This window comes from Croceimicrobium sp. (genome assembly GCF_965228705.1).
In the GTDB taxonomy this organism is placed as follows: Bacteria; Bacteroidota; Bacteroidia; order Flavobacteriales; family Schleiferiaceae; genus Croceimicrobium.
In genome coordinates this window covers 408722-425777 of the sequence record NZ_OZ245832.1, presented here as the reverse complement: position 1 = coordinate 425777, position 17056 = coordinate 408722, and the positions used below count along the sequence as shown (strand labels likewise).

Sequence of the window (17056 nt, the reverse complement as noted above, 5' to 3'; positions counted from 1 at the left end):
CGATCTTCTTTTTAAATGATATTCACTTCGGCTTCCAAAGCCACGGCAAAGGTACTATATACCGATGCTTGAATGGCTTCCGCCAGGGCTTTAATTTCAGCCCCGCGTGCCTTACCATAATTAACCAAAACCAAGGCCTGTTTGTTGTGTACTCCGGCATCTCCTTTGCGATAACCTTTCCAGCCTGCACGCTCGATTAACCAGCCTGCGGCTAATTTCATTTGCTCGGCTCCGGCCGGATAAGCCACTACTTCAGGGTATTGCTTTTGAATTCTTTGGTGATCTTCCTTACTAACCACCGGGTTCTTGAAGAAGCTACCACTATTTCCTATCTCTGCCGGATTCGGCAATTTACTTTGTCGAATAGCAATCACCGCTTCTGCAATACTTTGAATGGAAGGCTCTTCTCCCCTTTTCTCAAGTTCCTGCTGAATTGCACCATACTCGGTACGCAAGTGATGATTCTGGCGACTCAAGCGAAAGCTTACTCCTGTTACCACATAGCGACCGCGGGCCTCCCCTTTAAAAATAGATTGACGATATCCAAACTGGCATTCTTCACGATTGAAGCGCAACCATTTCTTCTCCTCTAAATCAAAAGCTCTTAAAGATTCGAAATGATCTTTAAGCTCCACTCCATAAGCTCCAATATTTTGAATGGGGGCGGTACCTACATTGCCTGGAATAAGCGAAAGATTCTCCAGTCCTCCTAAATTTTGGGCCACGGTCCACTGCACCAATTCATGCCAGTTTTCGCCGCCGGCCGCCCACACTCGGGCCTCCAGATCAGAAATCATGTCTACTTCCCGACCTTTAAACTCGAGCTTAACCACTAAACCCTCAAATGGTCCGGTAAGCAGCATATTGGAGCCGCCACCTAACCACAATACCTTTTGTTCTTTAAACAGAGGTTCTTCAACAAGCTCCTCCAATTGAGCTTCAGTTTCGATGCGCACGAAATAACGTGCCTGCTCTGCCAGACCAAAAGTATTATAAGGACCCAGGTCCTGATCTTTTAAAATTTCGATCATTAATAGTGAGTTCCGGGATACTCTTGCAGAGCCAATCGCATTAATTCAACACATTGAATCAATTTCTCTTGCTCCAACACATAGGCTAAGCGCACTTGTGTTTGTCCCATTCCTGGGGTCGCGTAAAAACCTTCTGCCGGTGCCACCATTAAGGTTTTATTATCATGCGAGAAGGCCGAAAGTAACCACTGGGCAAAGCGCTCAGCATTATCTACCGGCAATTGAGCAATCACATAAAAGGCTCCGGCTGGCTTAGGACAAAATACCCCTTCAATGCTATTTAATCCGTCTACCAATATATCACGGCGACGGGTGTATTCTTCCTTCACTTCTTCGTAATAGGAATGGTCTACCTCCAAGGCCGCCTCAGCGGCAATTTGTGCCATAGTGGGCGGACTTAATCGCGCCTGGGCAAATTTGAGCATGGTGGCATTTAATGCGCTATTGCGGGAAATCACACAACCAATACGCGCTCCACACATACTGTAGCGCTTGGATACCGAATCAATTACAATGGCATTCTCCTCTAGTCCTTCTAAATTGAGGATCGATTGATGGAAGTTATTATCGTAAGCAAACTCGCGGTATACCTCATCAGCAATCAGATACAAATCATGCTTGATCACCAAATCTCGCAAAGCCTCCAATTCGGAGGGCTTGTATAAATATCCGGTAGGGTTCCCTGGATTACAGATCATAATCGCCCGGGTATTCGGGGTAATTAAAGCTTCGAAATCCTCAATGGGGGGCAAAGCAAAGCCATCTTCAATTTGTGCGGTAACCGGAACTACATGCACGCCGGCATTAATACTAAAACCATTATAGTTCGCATAGAAGGGTTCTGGAATAATTACCTCATCTCCGGGATCACAAATGGCTCCCATTGCAAATAATATGGCCTCCGAACCACCGGTAGTCACGATCAAATCCTCTGAAGTGATATGTATTCCATTCTTTGCATAATAAGCTGCCAAAGCCTTGCGGTAAGAAGCAAAACCTTCAGATGGACTATACGATAATACATCGAGGTCGGCATTACGCACCGCCTCAATAGCTTCAGGTGGTGTTTTAATATCAGGCTGACCAATATTCAGGTGGAAAACCTCTTTACCTTGAAACTTAGCCGCTTCAGCGAAAGGTGCCAATTTACGGATGGGCGATTCGGGCATGGTTTGGCCCTTTAAGGAAATTGCCGGCATGGATTATTATTTGGCCGCTAAAGTACAACGGGGGGGAGAGATGGCAAAGGGGGAGAAAAGAAGTAGTTGGGGGGATGGTAGTTGGTAGTTGGTAGTTAGTAGTTAGTAGTTAGTAGTTAGTAGTTAGTAGTTAGACGATAGACGATAGACGATAGACGTTAGACTAATTAGGATTGGGTATTTTTAATGATCTTGGTTCCTAAAGCCAATATGCTTCATGAAATATTCAAATTACCTTTTAGGGTTTATCTGCTTTACCAGTATATCCTTCGCGCAAAGCACCATGAGAGAAGCGCCGGATTATCCCTGGATGAACCAAAAAATCCCAATTGATCGATTCATCAGTTTTCAAGGAGACACTAGTCTTTTATTTCAAGCGGATACTGTTTATTTACTGAGCTTCTGGTACAGCTCCTGCCCTCCTTGTTTAGCTGAAATTCCCGCGCTTAATGAACTCAAGGAAGATTTTAAGGATCAAAAAATCCGTTTCCTGGCCATCACCTTCGACTCTCAGGAAGAATTGAGTCAATTGTTAGCGATGCAGCCTTTTGACTTCGAGCATTTTCAAATGGACCGAAACCTTATCAATCAAAATCAATTAGCATTTGGGTACCCCACCAATTTGCTTTTGGATGCGAATGGCATAGTGCGATATCAAAAATCTGGAGGACATACGGATCCTGAAAAAGCCTGGGAGATTTATGATTTGATGAGGGAGGAGATTGACAAGCTTATGAGTGAAAGGTAGTTGGTAGTTTGTGGTTAGTAGTTAGACGATAGACGATAGACGTTAGACTAATTGATGCCGCCTGAAAATGGGGATCTCTTAAATCAGAGAGCTGGATTAGGATTAGAGCTATTTTAGGCGCAGTATCTTTACCCATCGGATCTCATACATCATGAACATCATCAAACATAAGAAGGAATTTAAGGAGCTTGGATCAAGTATAATCCCTGGTGTTTTTAATGAAACCGAAATCAATTCGATACTAGATCAGTTGGAGCAAGCTAAGCCCGCCCAAGAAACTTTAATTGAAAATGAAAACCTATTTGCGATCCGTCAATTGCTGATTCAGGTTCCGGACCTAGCTGACCTGATTTTCACCTCTCGCTTCTTTCAAGTTCTTCTCGAACTGGCAGGTACAGACTACTCCTTAAGCAAGGCCATCTATTTTGATAAGGCGGGGCACTCCAATTGGTTTGTTGCCTATCATCAAGATTTGAGCATCTCTGTAAAGGAAAAAGCTTCAGTTACAGGATATCGGCACTGGACTTTAAAAAAGGGGCAATACGGGGTAGAACCTCCACTCGAAATATTGGAAAACACCATCACAGTTAGAATCCATTTAGATAATACCGGAGCTGAAAATGGGGCTCTGCGAATTATTCCCAAATCGCATAAAAAGGGAATTCATCGTTTTAACCCAGCTGAAGCCAATCTCGAAGAAGAGCAAATTTGTGAAGTGGAAAGTGGTGGCATCCATATTATGAGTCCATTATTAATGCATGCCTCTAACAGAAGTAGTGCAAACCTACCTAGAAGGGTAATTCACCTAGAGTTTAACTCCGTTGCCATGGACAAACCGCTGGAATGGTTAGAGTATCTTCGGATCGATTCCAAAAGCCCATCAGCTGTCTAATGCCATCCTAAGCTTAATCCCATCCATGAAAAAACTTTTTCTCGACGATATCCGCAGCATTGGCATGGTCTACCCCCAAAACCTGGAACAAGAATTTGATATTGTTCGCAGCTATGGTGCATTTGTTAAGTATATCCAGCAAAATGGTCTACCTGATTTTATAAGTTTTGATAATGATTTAGGATTGGATTCAGATGGTAAGGTCGCTCCCGATGGTTATGCTGCAGCAAAATGGCTGGTTTATGAATCCGGTTTGGATTTAAGAAATTTGAAATATCATGTTCATTCCGCCAATCCGGTGGCGGCCAAACAGATCGATGGATTGTTACAGAATTACATCCAGCACCTTAAAGCATTGAAGGAATAAATCCTCTCTAAAATTTACCAATAGGGTAACTCCCTGTTCCTGTTCAGCTAACATTCACAATTTATCTTCATCGGGATTATATACCTAAACCAAGCTGTATGCCCCATGAAGCTAAGAATCGCACGCTCCGCCCAGGCCCAAGCCATTACTGATCTTCGAAAAAGAGCCTATCAAAAAGGATCTAAAACCCATTTAATAGACGATCGCTTTCTAGAATGGAATGAAGATGATGAAAATGCCTTGATTCTTTACCTCACAAACCAAAATGAGATTCCAATTTCCAGTATTCGTTTGAGCATGGCCTTTCACAAGAAACAAATTGAAGGCTTATTCGACATACGCCTGCTTCAGAATTTAGAATATCCCATGCTGCTACTAGATAAACTCACTACCGCCCCAGAATACCGCGGTCGAGGTTTAAGTGCCGCAATGCGCTATTTTATCTTGAAATCTGCGGTAAATAGTGATGTTCATAATATTGCCTTTACCATCAATGATGGCGTTTCCCGTAAGGCTCACCTTTTGGAATTAGGCTTCCATCTGGTTAAAGCAGACCTTAGTCATCGCCTTAACACGACCTTTCAAAATGAAACCGATGTCCTTTTCGGCTATCTCCCCCAAAGTCAATTTCAAAATGCAGCGAAAATTGCATTGCAAAACTTAAAAACTCCCTGGTCTGAATTTAGTCTGGCTGCCGATGTGCCTGTAATGATGGAGGACTTTTTGAGAGTGAGAGTAGAGGCCTAGGGGCTGGAAGATGTAGTTGGTAGTTAGTAGTTGGTAGTTCGTGGTTTTAAGGACAAGGGATACAGGTGATTCTTTCAAAATTGAATTGTGGAAGGATTAACCGCAAAGGGGCAAAGCTTCGCAAAGCAACTTCATTAGCCTTTGTGAAACTCCCTGCCTGCCGACAAGCGGGTAGCGAAGCGGGCGGTGATGATGGGTTTGGTAGTTGGTCGTTCGTAGTTCGTAGTTTAAGGACAAGGGATATTGGTGATTCTTTCAAGAATGAATTTTGAAGATTTAACCGTAAAAATGTTAAGAGGAAGCTCGCCCAAACCTCTCTGTGAAACTCTGCGCCCTCTGCGACTCGAGCGAAGCGGGCGGTGAAACAAACCGCAAGGCAAAGCCGCAAAACAGCTCGAAATACCTCTGTGCACCTCTGCGTCCTCTGTTTCTCGAGCGAAGCGGGCGGTGAAGCAAACCGCAAATACTCTCTACCTCTTCAATTTTAACACATCTACAAGCTTCCAAAGCCTTCCCTTCCATCCGAAAACCCTTAGTTTAGGCCAAGAGAAGCCGAAGCATGCGAAAAACCCTATTCCTTTTACCCTTATTCTTTTGGGCCTGTGATTTTCAACCACAGCCCGTTTTAGAGAACTTCCCTCCTAAGAAAATTTTCAAAGAGGGATTTGTAAATAAGTATTACCATCACTATATCCCCGATGATCCTAATTTGGAGCAAAGAACCCGAATCCTTTATACGGGTTATCAGCTTTTAGACAATCAAGTAATTAAGATCAGTAATTACGATGCCGCCTACGATTTGAAAGGCTGGCAATACTATCATTATCAAGATGCTCAACTCTTTGTAGACTCCGCCTGGTACATGCGAGGATTTGATACCACAAGAGTGGATATTGAAGCAGGACTGGTAAAATATTGGGAAAAAAATGCTGGCGGCTTTTACCGGGAAAACTATCAGTTTCAAGAGCAAGAACATCAATACATCAGCCATCAATATGAAATGCTGGATACCTTAGTTGAGGGTCGACCTGGAAACAAATTCCTCTACCATCGTTCTTATCGAAACCTCGAGCAAGATAGCACCTTACAAAGCTGGCAAGCCTGGGAGGTTTATGTTAAAGGCCTGGGTCTATGGTCGAAATGGGAACAAAGCGAAGATGGTGAATTCTATTCTGAATTGATCGAGCAAATGCCAATTGCCGAGTTTTATAAACGGGCCAATCATGGTAAAAAAAGAGTAGCATGGATTGATCCTCAAAAAAGCCTGGGCAGTCAGGAAGGCTTTAAACTATGTGGATCAGAATCGGAAATCGTAGATTATTACAATGGAGATCCGGATGCGCATTTTACAGCAGGAAAGCCAGCTTTAACAGCACATATAGAAGAGCAATTAGATTCGAGCTTGCTTAAAAATTTCGAAGGAATGCTCACCTTTCGATTTGTCATTTCTTGCGAAGGTGTAGCCGGCAGCTTCATCGCAGAAGCCTATGATTTCAATTATCAAAAAACTGAAGCAGATCCAAAATTGGTTCAGGCCTTATTTAAAATCCTTTCTGGTCCTGGTTCCTGGACCCCAACTCTAATCCGGGAAGAGAAACGTGATGCTTATGCCTATCTAACCTTAAAAATCAGCCATGGCGAAATTGTGGACTACCTCCCTTAAACTCTTCCTACTAATTATTCTCGGAGCCTGTAGTAATGACCATCAATGGTATCAGCGTGTGTTTAGTGAGGAAGAAAAGCCCCTTTATGCAGAACGACTTCAAAAAGGTTCAGGCTATCATTATCAGGGTTCACCGGCCTCCGATTTTCATCTTTTAGAAGCCCTGGATTTAGACCCTTATAATGGTGATATCTGGCGCGAATTAGGTACTCCTAGAGTTAAAAGAGGCATTGCTGATGAAATGCACTATTTCTATGGCAAGGCAGTCGATTTAAAACCCGATCCCTGGGCTGGCTTTAGAGGATATCTCTACCTCTACTTTTATCGGGATTACGAAAGAGCCATTGCCGACTTTAATCTACAGGACTCTATTCTGGGAACGGTGGGCAATTCACAGGCTCAAGACCATGACTATATGCGAGGTATCGCTTATTATGGGCTGAAGGATTATACCAAAGCCCAGGACTACCTAAGTCGCTATATTAATCGCATTAGTGCCGACCCTGGTCCGGAATGGGTCGATGTTTACGCTCACCTTTACCGCGCATTGGCCTGGGAAAAGCTCGATCAAAAAGCTCAAGCTCTGGCTGAACTCAATCAAGTTTTAAATCTCTATCCCCAACTGGCTGATGGCCATTATCACAAAGCCCGCCTGCTTCTGGAAAAAAATCAAAAATCCGCGGCCTTTAAGGAAATGGAAGCGGCTAGAAAAGCTTTCGCAGAAGGCTTCTACCATCAAAGACCTTATGTGGAGGTTTTGGAGCAGATTTATGAGGAAGACTTAGGGGCGAATTATAAATTCGACCCAATAGAGTCGTAGTTAGTTTTAGTCTGGATCGAATTGCAAATTCGATCCAGTTACAGCAAATTCAATCCAGTTACGGAATCCTGGATCGAATTTGCAATTCGATCCAAAGCTATTGTCCTGTTCCAACATTGCATGGTTAATAAAGTCTCAATGCAAGAAATTTCCCTGTTTCCATTTCCAGTATCTTGAGAGCTTAAGCTTTAGCTATGTCCCTGAGCATCTACGCAGTCAATACTGAAAACGGAATCGAAATCCCCTTCTTTGATGTGGGAGTCGCCGCTGGTGACCCATCTTATGTATCCGAATATTTTCCGGATACCATCAACCTTTCCCATGAATTAGTAGCTAATCCTAAAGCGACCTTTTGCGTTCGGGTTAGCGGTCAGTCTATGGTGGGAGCCGGAATTGATGATGGGGATCTCCTAATCGTAGACAAAGAATTGGAAGCTAAAGAGGGGCAAATCATTCTCGCCGTTATCAATGGTGATTATACGGTTAAGCGACTGATTAAGAAATCAGACGCCTATTACCTTCAGCCCGAAAATCCGGCTTTTGAACCTTTGCGCATCACCACTTTTATGGACTTCCGGATTTGGGGAGTAGTTACCGGACTCATCAAGAAACTTAAATAAATCACCTACTTTTGCCACGCTTTTGGTCTGTAATGGTTTAACCATTAGAGTTAAAAGGGAATCCGGTGTGAATCCGGGACTTTTCCTGAAGCTGTAATTCTCAATACTTTTTAGCATTAGCCACTGCCTTAGCGGGAAGGCGTTAAAAAGGAGATAAGTCAGAAGACCTGCCATCAGCACATACTTATTTGCTTTCAGGATAAAGGCAATAAGGCTTGCATGCTCATTGAAAAATGCCAGCATCTCGCTTTACTTTTCCCTGGAAGTTTTTTGTTCAACCTTTAATTCATGATTTTCATGAGCAAAAAACTATTCCTTGGGCTGCTGATCATAAACCTTCTGGTCCAGCCCCTTTCAGCCCAATTTTCTTTTTCAGAAGTACAATTCTGGATTGGTTCCGGAACCGATTCCACCCTATTGGTAATCGACTTTAATGATGGAACTACCGATTCCTCCTACGCCTGGGGTTATGTCTATTCAGGCAATGAAACCGGAGAAGATCTGCTCAATGCTGTAGCGGCCGCCGATGCCAACCTAAGCATTGCTGCGGCCGGTGGCTTCCTGAATGACGTGATCTACGGACAACATTCCGGTATTGGCGGTCAGCCCGATTATTGGAGCACCTGGAGTGGTAGCGATACCGCCAGCTTAGTTATGAACTCAGGTTTGGCTACTCCCTTGGTGGATGGTGAATGGTTTGCCCTGAGCTATACAGATTTTAGTCCGGCCACAGTTCCAGGAGTACCCATCGCAGCTTTCAATCCGGAGAGTTTCGACTTTTCTCAAGTTGATCAATGGATTGGTAGTGGTAGCGATAGTATGGCCTTATTCATTGACTTTCAATTAGCCGATTCAGGGCAAGTGGTATTCGGATACCTCTTTAACGATTCAGTACAAGCTTCGCAAATCCTTCAAGATCTGGATCAAGCCATTGCTACATTGACCGTTAACGCAGGCTCCTTCCTCAATGATATTAGTTATCAAAACTGGTCCGGATTAGGTGGTCAGCCTAATTATTGGAGCACCTGGAGCGCCACTAATGTTGGAAACTGGTATATGAATGCGGGTATTGGCAGCTATGTAAAGGCCGGTGAGCTATTCGGTTGTTCCTATACTGATTTCGCCCCTGCCCTGCGTCCGCGCGTTCCTGGCTCAGATTCGGGTATTGGTTTGGATGAAACAGAGCTGCTGCAATTCGCTATCTATCCTAATCCTGCCCAAGATTATTTGAACATCAGCAGTGAGCAGAATGGCCACTTACAAGTTTACAATCAACAAGGAGCCTTAATAGTAAGTCAGTTATTTGATGGGCAAGCCCGACTTGATTTAAGCGATTGGACTGCCGGCCTCTATTTCGTGCATTTAAATGGACATAGCCAAAGGCTGATTATCCTTTAATGCGCAGCCTCGCATTCTATATAATCTTGAGCATGGCCCTGGGATTGCAAGCGCAGTCGCCAGGGCCTTATGCCCCAGCTGCTGGTCAGCTTGGGTCCACCGCTATACATAAAGACAGCAGTCTGATTGCTACCTGGGCCCAATCGGTACAAATCCAAAGAGGTTATCTCGACATTGCCGATAAAAGCCAAGGCCTGGTTAGTCATGGTGATAGTGCCGATGCCCTCGGATATGCTAATGGACAGGTAATTAGCCTGGGGGATAGTGGCATGGCTACCTATTATCTCAGTCCAGGCATTATTGACGGACCAGGTTCGGAATTCGCCATTTTCGAAAATAGCTTTAGTGATGTTTTCCTGGAATTCGCCTTTGTAGAAGTAAGCTCCGATGGTCAGAATTTTGAACGCTTTCCGGCCCAAAGCCTTTTAGATACCAGCCTACAAACCGGGGCCTTTGGAGCCAGTGATCCGACTAAGGTGCATAATTTGGCCGGGAAATACCGTGCCGACTTTGGGGTACCTTTCGATTTAGCGGAAATCAATTTGCAAGACAGCATTCGCTATATCCGGATTGTTGATGTGATTGGCAGCATTCAAGGCAATTGGGCCACACGCGATGCCCAAGGTCGCATAATTAATGATCCCTACCCCACCGACTTTGCTTCCGGCGGTTTTGACCTAGATGCTTTAGCCTTGCTTTATCCCAGTAGTCTAGCATTCGAAAATCTAAAATTGTCGCAGATTGCACCTTATCCCAATCCGACTCAAAACAGAATTGCAGTCGAATCAGCCTTAAGCTTGAAATTGTATAACCTCCAAGGGCAATTTCTTAAAGCAGAAAAAGGCGAGCTTATCAATCTGGATGAATTCCCCAATGGACTCTATATCTTAGAAGCTCAATTGAGTTCCCATCAAGCGCAAAGCTTCCGTATTCAAATTCAGAAATGAGAATCAAGGCCTGCTTTATTGCTTTACTAATTAGCCTCGGTGCCTTGCAGGCTCAGGATTCCAATGCTACCCGATTCATGATCACCGAAGTTACAGTGGTCAGACATTTCTTGCGAATTGCTCCAGAAGAAGCACATCGCTTGGTTCAATTAGGAAGCGATAGCCTAAAGAAGTTCCAGGCTTTTAATTTGGCTGAAGCCCTGAAAGAGCAGACCAATCTTTTTGTGAAATCCTATGGCGCCAATGGCGTTGCCACCTTAAGCATTCGAGGTACAGGTGCCAATCACTCCAAGGTATACTGGAATGGCTTGGATATTAGCCCCCCCAATTTGGGTCTGATGGATTTGAGTTTGATACAAAGTCATGGTGGGGATAATCTGGAATTGAGCTATGGCACAGGCGCTCACGCTTATGGAGCGGGAAATTTGGGAGCGGGTTTACTTATTAATTCCTATCCTGATTACCGAAAAAGCTTTCAGCAAAACTTGCGTATTTCCAGTGGTAGCTATGGCAGGCAGCAATATGATTATTCCAGCGAATACGGACCCCAAAATTTGAAAGCCCAAAGCGCTGTTTCTTTTGGTAGCTTGGAAAATAATTTCAAATACCGCAATCCCGGGGAAAGTAGTCGACTTCATCAATGGCAGAATGCCGACTTCCAGCAATTGCATTTAAAACAAAACCTTTATTGGCGACAAGAACTTCGCAATCTATTCACATTAAAGGCCTGGTATAATCAGACTTACCGTCAGATACCCCCGAACTCCCTTAACAATGGTGCGCTCTACGATCGGATGGCCGATGACAATTTCTACCTTACCGGGGATTTTCAGCGGAACTATGCCAACAATGACCATCTCTATGCCCAAATCGGCTGGGTACGCTCCAGTAATCGTTTTCAATTGGCTTCCGCCGAAAGGCCCGATCGCAATGATTACCAATCTTTCCAGGCGCAAGTACGCTTTAAGCCTTTAAAAGACCAGAAATTGAAATGGGAAGCAGCGTGGCAAAGTCGCTATGATGAAGCGCAATCGGATTCCTATCAAGGTATTAAGAGTCGTCTTTCCAATGCCTTGTATGGTCGCGCAAAATTTGATTGGAAGGAAAGGTGGTGGTCTTCCCTGCAAATGAGGGCTGAGCATTATGATGAGCAAATAGCACCGCTTACCGGAAGCATTAGCACTGCCTATCAGTGGAATTCCGCCCATAATACCTACCTCAGCTTTGGGCGCAATTACCGCTTGCCCAGCTTAAATGATCTGTACTGGATACGAGCAGGGAATCCCGATTTAAAAGCCGAAGAAAGTTTTACCGCCGAATGGGGCTTAGAAGGCCGTGATTCTATCGGCAACTGGCAAATGCATTGGCAGGGAAGCATTTATTGGATTTATGTAGACAATTGGATTCAATGGACTCCTGATGCCGGAATTTGGCGACCTCAAAACTTAAAAACGGTACAGAACTATGGTTTGGAAGCCAGCTTTCGGCTGCAAAAATACTGGGGCCAATGGCGCAGTGCTTTAAAGTTGGGATATCAGTATTTACAAAGTCAAAATCTGGAAAATGAGCAAGAACCGGAGCTCAATTATAAATACCTGGCCTACAATCCATCGCACAGCCTAAATACCGGTTTACAAGTGACTTACAAGACTTGGACTTTAAACTACCAGGTTAACTATACCGACCGTTATTTCTTGGATGAGGCCAATTCCTATTATTTGCCGGGCTACACTTTACAGGACTTGCAATTGAGCTATAAATGGATGCGTTCTGCCCATCAAATTCGATTCAGCTTCAGCTTGCATAATTTGGCGGATATCGACTATCAAGTAATTGCCTGGCGACCAGAGCCCGGCCTGAATTATAGATTTGGAATACAATGGCGATGGGAAAAAAGCTAAGTCTATTCATTGTTCTGGCCCTTCTCTCTGCTGCTTGCCAAAAGGAATTTGGTCCACAAGCGGTAAATGGCGGTATGGTAGTTCCGGATTCCACGTCTGTGGTCATTGTCAACGAAGGCAATTTCATGTGGGGCAATGCCGGCATTGGCCAGTATGATCCTGAAGAAAAAAGCTATGAGGACGGACTTTTTCAGAGCGCTAATAACAAAGTTCTGGGCGATGTTTTACAGGAAGTCCATGAAATTGGAGATCGCTATTACCTAGTACTCAATGGCTCCAATAAAATTTTGATTTGTACCAAAGACTGGCAGGAAATCAAATCCATTGATGCAAATGGTGCCCCTCGAAATCTCTATTTCTGGCAACAGAGCTTATGGCTTAATGATCTGTATTTAAATACGATCAGCCACTATGATACTGAGGGAAATCTCCTTGGCGAATTCAATAGTTCGAAGCCCTCCTTCAAAATTCTCGATTGGCAAGATAAACTGATCCTGGCCCAAAAACGAAAGTTGGAAGCCTATAATCTATCAGGCGACAGCCTTTATAGCCTGGCTAGTTTCAGTCAAGATTTAGTAGACCTCATTGTCTTTCAGAATGCCTTGTACTTGGCTTTCGCCGATGGTCGTTTGGAGCGTTGGGCAGATCCCGATTCCAATCGGATTTTAGTGGAGCAAATTGCAATTGAAAGTGGCAGCTTAGTCCTTAATCCCAATCATGCTGAGTTCTTCAGTTATGATGGCGAACATATTCGAGCCCATCATTTTAATGGAGCTTTTCAAAGTGAGATCATCACCAGCCTGGAATGTCAAAACTTCTATGGTCTGGATTTTCATGCAGCTTCCTCCTCCTTATACCTCTTCGATGCCCGCCAATTTGTGCAACCGCATTCGGTGCGTCGCATTGACCGTACTAGCGGAGCTCTACTTGATGAATTTAGAGCAGGGGCTTTGCCGAATGGATTGGTGAGGGAGTGGTAGTTGGTCGTTCGTAGTTGGGAGGTCAGAGAAATTAGACCTTAGACAATAGACGTTAGAGTTTTTGGGGACAAGAAAACTTGTGTATCTACCTATTAAAATTCTTGAATTTAACCGCAGAGAAGCAAAGAGGCTAAGGTGCGCAAAGTATCTCCGTGAACCTCCGCGTCCTCTGTTTCTCGAGCGTAGCGGGCGGTGAAGAAACTGGTAATTTAAGGCCAGAGAAATTAGACCTTAGACAATAGACGTTAGAGTTTTTGGGGACAAGAAACCTTGTATAGCTTCCAAGTATTTAACCGCAGAGAAGCTAAGAGCGCAAAGTATCACCCAATACTTCTCTGTGAACCTCCGCGTCCTCTGTTTCTCGAGCGCAGCGGGCGGTGAAAAAACTGGTAATTGAAGGCCAGAGAAATTAGACCTTAGACAATAGACGTTAGAGTTTTTGGGGACAAGAAACCTTGTATAGCTTCCAAGAATTTAACCGCAGAGATGCAAAGAGCGCAAAGTATCACCCAATACTTCTCTGTGTACCTCCGCGTCCTCTGTTTCTCGAGCGTAGCGGGCGGTGAAGAAACTGGTAATTAGTAGTTCGTAGTTGGTCGTTCGTAGATTGGAGACAAGAAACCTTGTATAGCTTACTATTTAACCGCAGAGAAGCTAAGAGCGCAAAGGTTCGCAAAGATCCTCTTTGTGTACCTCCGCGTCCTTTGTGGCTCCCTGCCTGCCGGTAGGCGGGTAGCGCAGCGGGCGGTGAAGCAACCCAACCTACACAAACAACAAAACCAAAGCAAATACCAGCCCTACCGCCGTGTAAATCAATCCTTTCTTAAAGATATCCGTACCGGGGAAGTACATCCAAAAGGCAGATAGCACAAAGAAGAGGAGGCTAATCCCAAAGAAGATGTTTAGGAAGGCTAAAGGTCTACTGCTGGTTGCTTTATGCAGATGCGTCATTTTATCTAAAAAGAAAGGGAGTTCCTTCTTGCTATACTTCGCCTCGCCGGTAGCTTGATTGTACTGTCCATCGCGGAAATAAATCATTCCGTTTTCTTCCTTCTCCGCACGGAAACGACGCATCTTTAGGGCTTCCCCCAATTGCTCTGCACCTAATCCTGCGGGTAACTTTTCTTCAAAATGCTCTACCTTCTTAAAGGCATCGGTATCTCTAAAAATGAGCACAATACCACTGATGGCGTAGATCGCCATAATTCCGGCCAGGAAAAAGCCTAAATAGCGGTGCCAAACCCGCATTTTTTGATGCACTTTCATCTTGTTTTCTAAAGCTAAATCTATTAATGTCGGCGACCACCGTTGTACGACATGGCTTCGCCCTTTCCAAAGCTGTAACTAAAGCCCAGGGTTATAAACCTCCCTCGCTGCGAAAAACTGTAGGCATAGAAGTCCGTTTGATATACCCTACTCTCCTGAATGCGGGAGGCAAAAATATCGCGCACACTTAAATTCACTACGCCCTTACCATCCCATAGTTTTTTACGTACACCAATATCAGCAAAGGCAAAACCGCTTTGCTCGCCTTGCACCGTTTTATAAGCCGATTCGTAATTACCACTCAGCTCTAAATCAAATCCGGCCGGTAGCTTAATCTTACTAGTAATCCTAGTATTCCACTTATCGCCCCGGAAGCTGAAATCCTGATCTTGAAAAACCCCTTCCCGACTGAAATAGCCATAATTAAAATCCCCATTAATCGCCAACCACTTTAAGGGATTATACTTGCCATTAATCTCCAGGCCAGTCTGATTACGAGTACCCACATTCACGGGCATAGTGGTATTCACATTATCCTCAAAGAAGCTTACCCGATCCACTACATCAGTAGTATACAAATGGTAAAGACTGGTATTCAGAGAGAGATTTTCGAAAAGCCAGATTCCGGTTATTTCATAGGAATCACCAAATTCGGGCTGCAAATCCGGATTACCTCTACGAATATTATAGTTGTTTCGAATATTAAAGAAAGGGTTCAAATCCCATAAACGCGGCCGAAAGATGCGACGTGAGTATCCGGCCTGCATGGAGAATCGCTGCGATATTTTATAGGAACTATGAACGGTGGGAAACCAATTGGCATAATCCTGTCGATTGGCTTCATTGGTGGTTGTAAGCAAGGTATTCAATAGTGTATGCTCATAGCGCAGTCCTAATTTCAATCCCCACTTCTTACCTTCATAAGCAGCGGTGCTATAGACCCCAAATACCCCTTGATCGTATTCAAAATTGTTGGTAAGGCTGCTGTCAATACTATATCCGCTACTCGTATTATTTAGGACCTGGTAGTCATTTCCCACATCATTTTGTTCGTACAAGGCTCCGGCTTCCAAGCTAAAAGCTTTGGTAATTGGATTCGTGTAATCCAGCTTGTAGACAAAGCTGCGATCAAAAAAGCTGGTTTCGGTGCGTTGATTGGGTGCGACATCACTACTAGCAATCGGGGTATTCAAAAACTGAGAATTTAGGCTTTTCCCAAAAAACCGACCTAAGGTGCTGATCAATAATTTATGATCCTCATGGTTTTTAAACTGCTTCTCATATTGCAGATCGTACTGATATTTAGGGTTGGTGGCACTGGTTTCTTCCGTACGTCGGTATTCTGATAATAGGCTGCCATTGGCATCACTTAGGCGAAAATCGGTTTCCGAAGGCTGATCTTCAATTTCATAAGCAAAGCTTCCCGAAAGGGTTAGCACATTCCAATCATTAATATGATAGTCAGTACCTAAGGTGATATTGTAGAAATTCTCATTGCGGTATTCAGTGCCTTCGTTATAAACCTCAGTACCATCATTAAGATTGCGGTTCAAGCTCTCATTAAAGCGTGGCATGGAACGATAGCCTACGCCAAATTGGGTGAAGAAATTGAAGTTCTCCGTGCGTCGGTTTAAACTCACCCCGACCGAATGATTATCGGGAATTCCGGTATTTAACGATACCGAGCCATTAAAGCCCTTTTTCTCTTCTTTCTTGAGTATGATATTGATGATACCACTGGTTCCCTCGGCTTCATATTTGGCGGAAGGATTGGTAATCACCTCAATGCTTTCAATCATATCAGCCGTTATGGTACCCAGAGCATTGGAACCTTCTTCCGATAAAACTGAGGGCTTTCCATTGATGAGAATCTGCACCCCGGTATTGCCCCTCAAGCTTATTTGTCCTTCGATATTCACATTTACCGAAGGTACATTCGACAGTACATCCAAGGCCCCCATGCCGGTGGTATTTAAATCCTTACCCACATTAAAAACCCGCTTGTCCAGCTTAAATTCCATGGCCGACTTTTCAGCGGTCACTTCTATCTCATCCAGGCTTTGACTGTTTTCCTTCAGGTAAATCACTCCCAGCCTGACCACAGATGATTGGGGATTATAATTTCGAATTTGAAGCGACTGATAACCCATAAAGCTAATTTCCAAATAGAAATCCGTCTCTTTTGTCGTCAAATCAAAGATCCCGTCTGCATCTGTGGTCACCCCATCCTTTACCCTTCCTTCTACTGAATCAACCAAAGCAACGGAAGCGTAAGGAATTGGACTTTTACTGAGAGCATCGGCAACTTGCCCCTCAATTCGAATTTCAGATTGACTCCATAAGCCAAGGGGGCTTAGGCTAAAAATCACTCCTAAAACAAATAGTATCGAAATCCGATTGATTGCCATCGTATGAAAAAAATTACCCCCCAAAGAACCGAGCTTTTCCGTGACTATTAAAATAGAATCCGGTGAACG

Annotated in this window: 15 protein-coding genes and 1 riboswitch; of the genes, 11 read left to right on the top strand and 4 right to left on the bottom strand. The window is 44.1% G+C overall.

Translation table 11 applies throughout. The features are described 5' to 3' along the window. Positions 1 to 11: 11 nt before the first annotated feature. Both murB and ACO05P_RS01770 read right to left on the bottom strand, forming a co-directional pair. Entirely contained in the window at positions 12 to 1028 is a 1017-nt protein-coding gene (murB, locus tag ACO05P_RS01775) for a UDP-N-acetylmuramate dehydrogenase (protein ID WP_421754867.1), read from the bottom strand. Between the two features lie 2 nt (positions 1029 to 1030). Further along, positions 1031 to 2230, bottom strand: coding sequence for a pyridoxal phosphate-dependent aminotransferase (locus ACO05P_RS01770; protein ID WP_421753074.1), 1200 nt, complete (start codon positions 2228 to 2230; stop codon positions 1031 to 1033). A 217-nt stretch (positions 2231 to 2447) separates the two neighbouring features. On the opposite strand from ACO05P_RS01770, the gene ACO05P_RS01765 reads away from it, so the two are divergent. From ACO05P_RS01765 to ACO05P_RS01715, 11 genes are all read left to right on the top strand, one after another. Further along, positions 2448 to 2978, top strand: coding sequence for a TlpA disulfide reductase family protein (locus ACO05P_RS01765; protein WP_421753073.1), 531 nt, complete (start codon positions 2448 to 2450; stop codon positions 2976 to 2978). Between the two features lie 151 nt (positions 2979 to 3129). Further along, on the top strand, positions 3130 to 3870 hold the full coding sequence (locus ACO05P_RS01760; RefSeq protein ID WP_421753072.1) for a phytanoyl-CoA dioxygenase family protein: 741 nt from the start codon (positions 3130 to 3132) through the stop codon (positions 3868 to 3870). Positions 3871 to 3895: 25 nt separating this feature from the next. Then, the gene (locus ACO05P_RS01755; RefSeq protein WP_421753071.1) at positions 3896 to 4237 is read left to right on the top strand and encodes a cyclic-phosphate processing receiver domain-containing protein; all 342 of its coding nucleotides are present in this window, start codon (positions 3896 to 3898) and stop codon (positions 4235 to 4237) included. Between the two features lie 105 nt (positions 4238 to 4342). Further along, entirely contained in the window at positions 4343 to 4984 is a 642-nt protein-coding gene (locus tag ACO05P_RS01750; protein ID WP_421753070.1) for a hypothetical protein, read from the top strand. 559 nt (positions 4985 to 5543) lie between these two features. Continuing rightward, entirely contained in the window at positions 5544 to 6647 is a 1104-nt protein-coding gene (locus tag ACO05P_RS01745; RefSeq protein ID WP_421753069.1) for a hypothetical protein, read from the top strand. Next, positions 6619 to 7467 carry a tetratricopeptide repeat protein gene (locus ACO05P_RS01740; RefSeq protein WP_421753068.1) on the top strand — a complete coding sequence of 283 codons (849 nt, stop codon included), beginning with the start codon at positions 6619 to 6621 and terminating at the stop codon, positions 7465 to 7467. Before ACO05P_RS01745 ends, ACO05P_RS01740 begins: the two co-directional genes overlap by 29 nt. A 194-nt stretch (positions 7468 to 7661) precedes the next feature. After that, positions 7662 to 8087: a LexA family protein gene (locus ACO05P_RS01735; RefSeq protein WP_421753067.1), complete on the top strand. Its 426-nt coding sequence runs from the start codon at positions 7662 to 7664 to the stop codon at positions 8085 to 8087. Positions 8088 to 8093: 6 nt separating this feature from the next. After that, a riboswitch (cobalamin riboswitch) is annotated at positions 8094 to 8276 on the top strand. A gap of 108 nt (positions 8277 to 8384) precedes the next feature. Next, on the top strand, positions 8385 to 9485 hold the full coding sequence (locus ACO05P_RS01730) for a T9SS type A sorting domain-containing protein (RefSeq protein ID WP_421753066.1): 1101 nt from the start codon (positions 8385 to 8387) through the stop codon (positions 9483 to 9485). After that, positions 9485 to 10432 carry a T9SS type A sorting domain-containing protein gene (locus ACO05P_RS01725; protein WP_421753065.1) on the top strand — a complete coding sequence of 316 codons (948 nt, stop codon included), beginning with the start codon at positions 9485 to 9487 and terminating at the stop codon, positions 10430 to 10432. The genes ACO05P_RS01730 and ACO05P_RS01725 overlap by 1 nt, the downstream gene beginning before the upstream one ends. Next, complete coding sequence (locus ACO05P_RS01720) at positions 10429 to 12333, top strand: TonB-dependent receptor plug domain-containing protein (protein ID WP_421753064.1); 1905 nt, start codon at positions 10429 to 10431, stop codon at positions 12331 to 12333. The genes ACO05P_RS01725 and ACO05P_RS01720 overlap by 4 nt, the downstream gene beginning before the upstream one ends. Then, on the top strand, positions 12318 to 13313 hold the full coding sequence (locus tag ACO05P_RS01715) for a hypothetical protein (protein WP_421753063.1): 996 nt from the start codon (positions 12318 to 12320) through the stop codon (positions 13311 to 13313). Before ACO05P_RS01720 ends, ACO05P_RS01715 begins: the two co-directional genes overlap by 16 nt. A gap of 762 nt (positions 13314 to 14075) precedes the next feature. On the opposite strand, the gene ACO05P_RS01710 is transcribed toward ACO05P_RS01715, so the two are convergent. Together ACO05P_RS01710 and ACO05P_RS01705 are read right to left on the bottom strand one after the other, a co-directional pair. Beyond that, positions 14076 to 14579: a PepSY domain-containing protein gene (locus ACO05P_RS01710; RefSeq protein WP_421753062.1), complete on the bottom strand. Its 504-nt coding sequence runs from the start codon at positions 14577 to 14579 to the stop codon at positions 14076 to 14078. 23 nt (positions 14580 to 14602) lie between these two features. Then, entirely contained in the window at positions 14603 to 16987 is a 2385-nt protein-coding gene (locus ACO05P_RS01705) for a TonB-dependent receptor domain-containing protein (RefSeq protein WP_421753061.1), read from the bottom strand. Positions 16988 to 17056 lie beyond the last annotated feature (69 nt).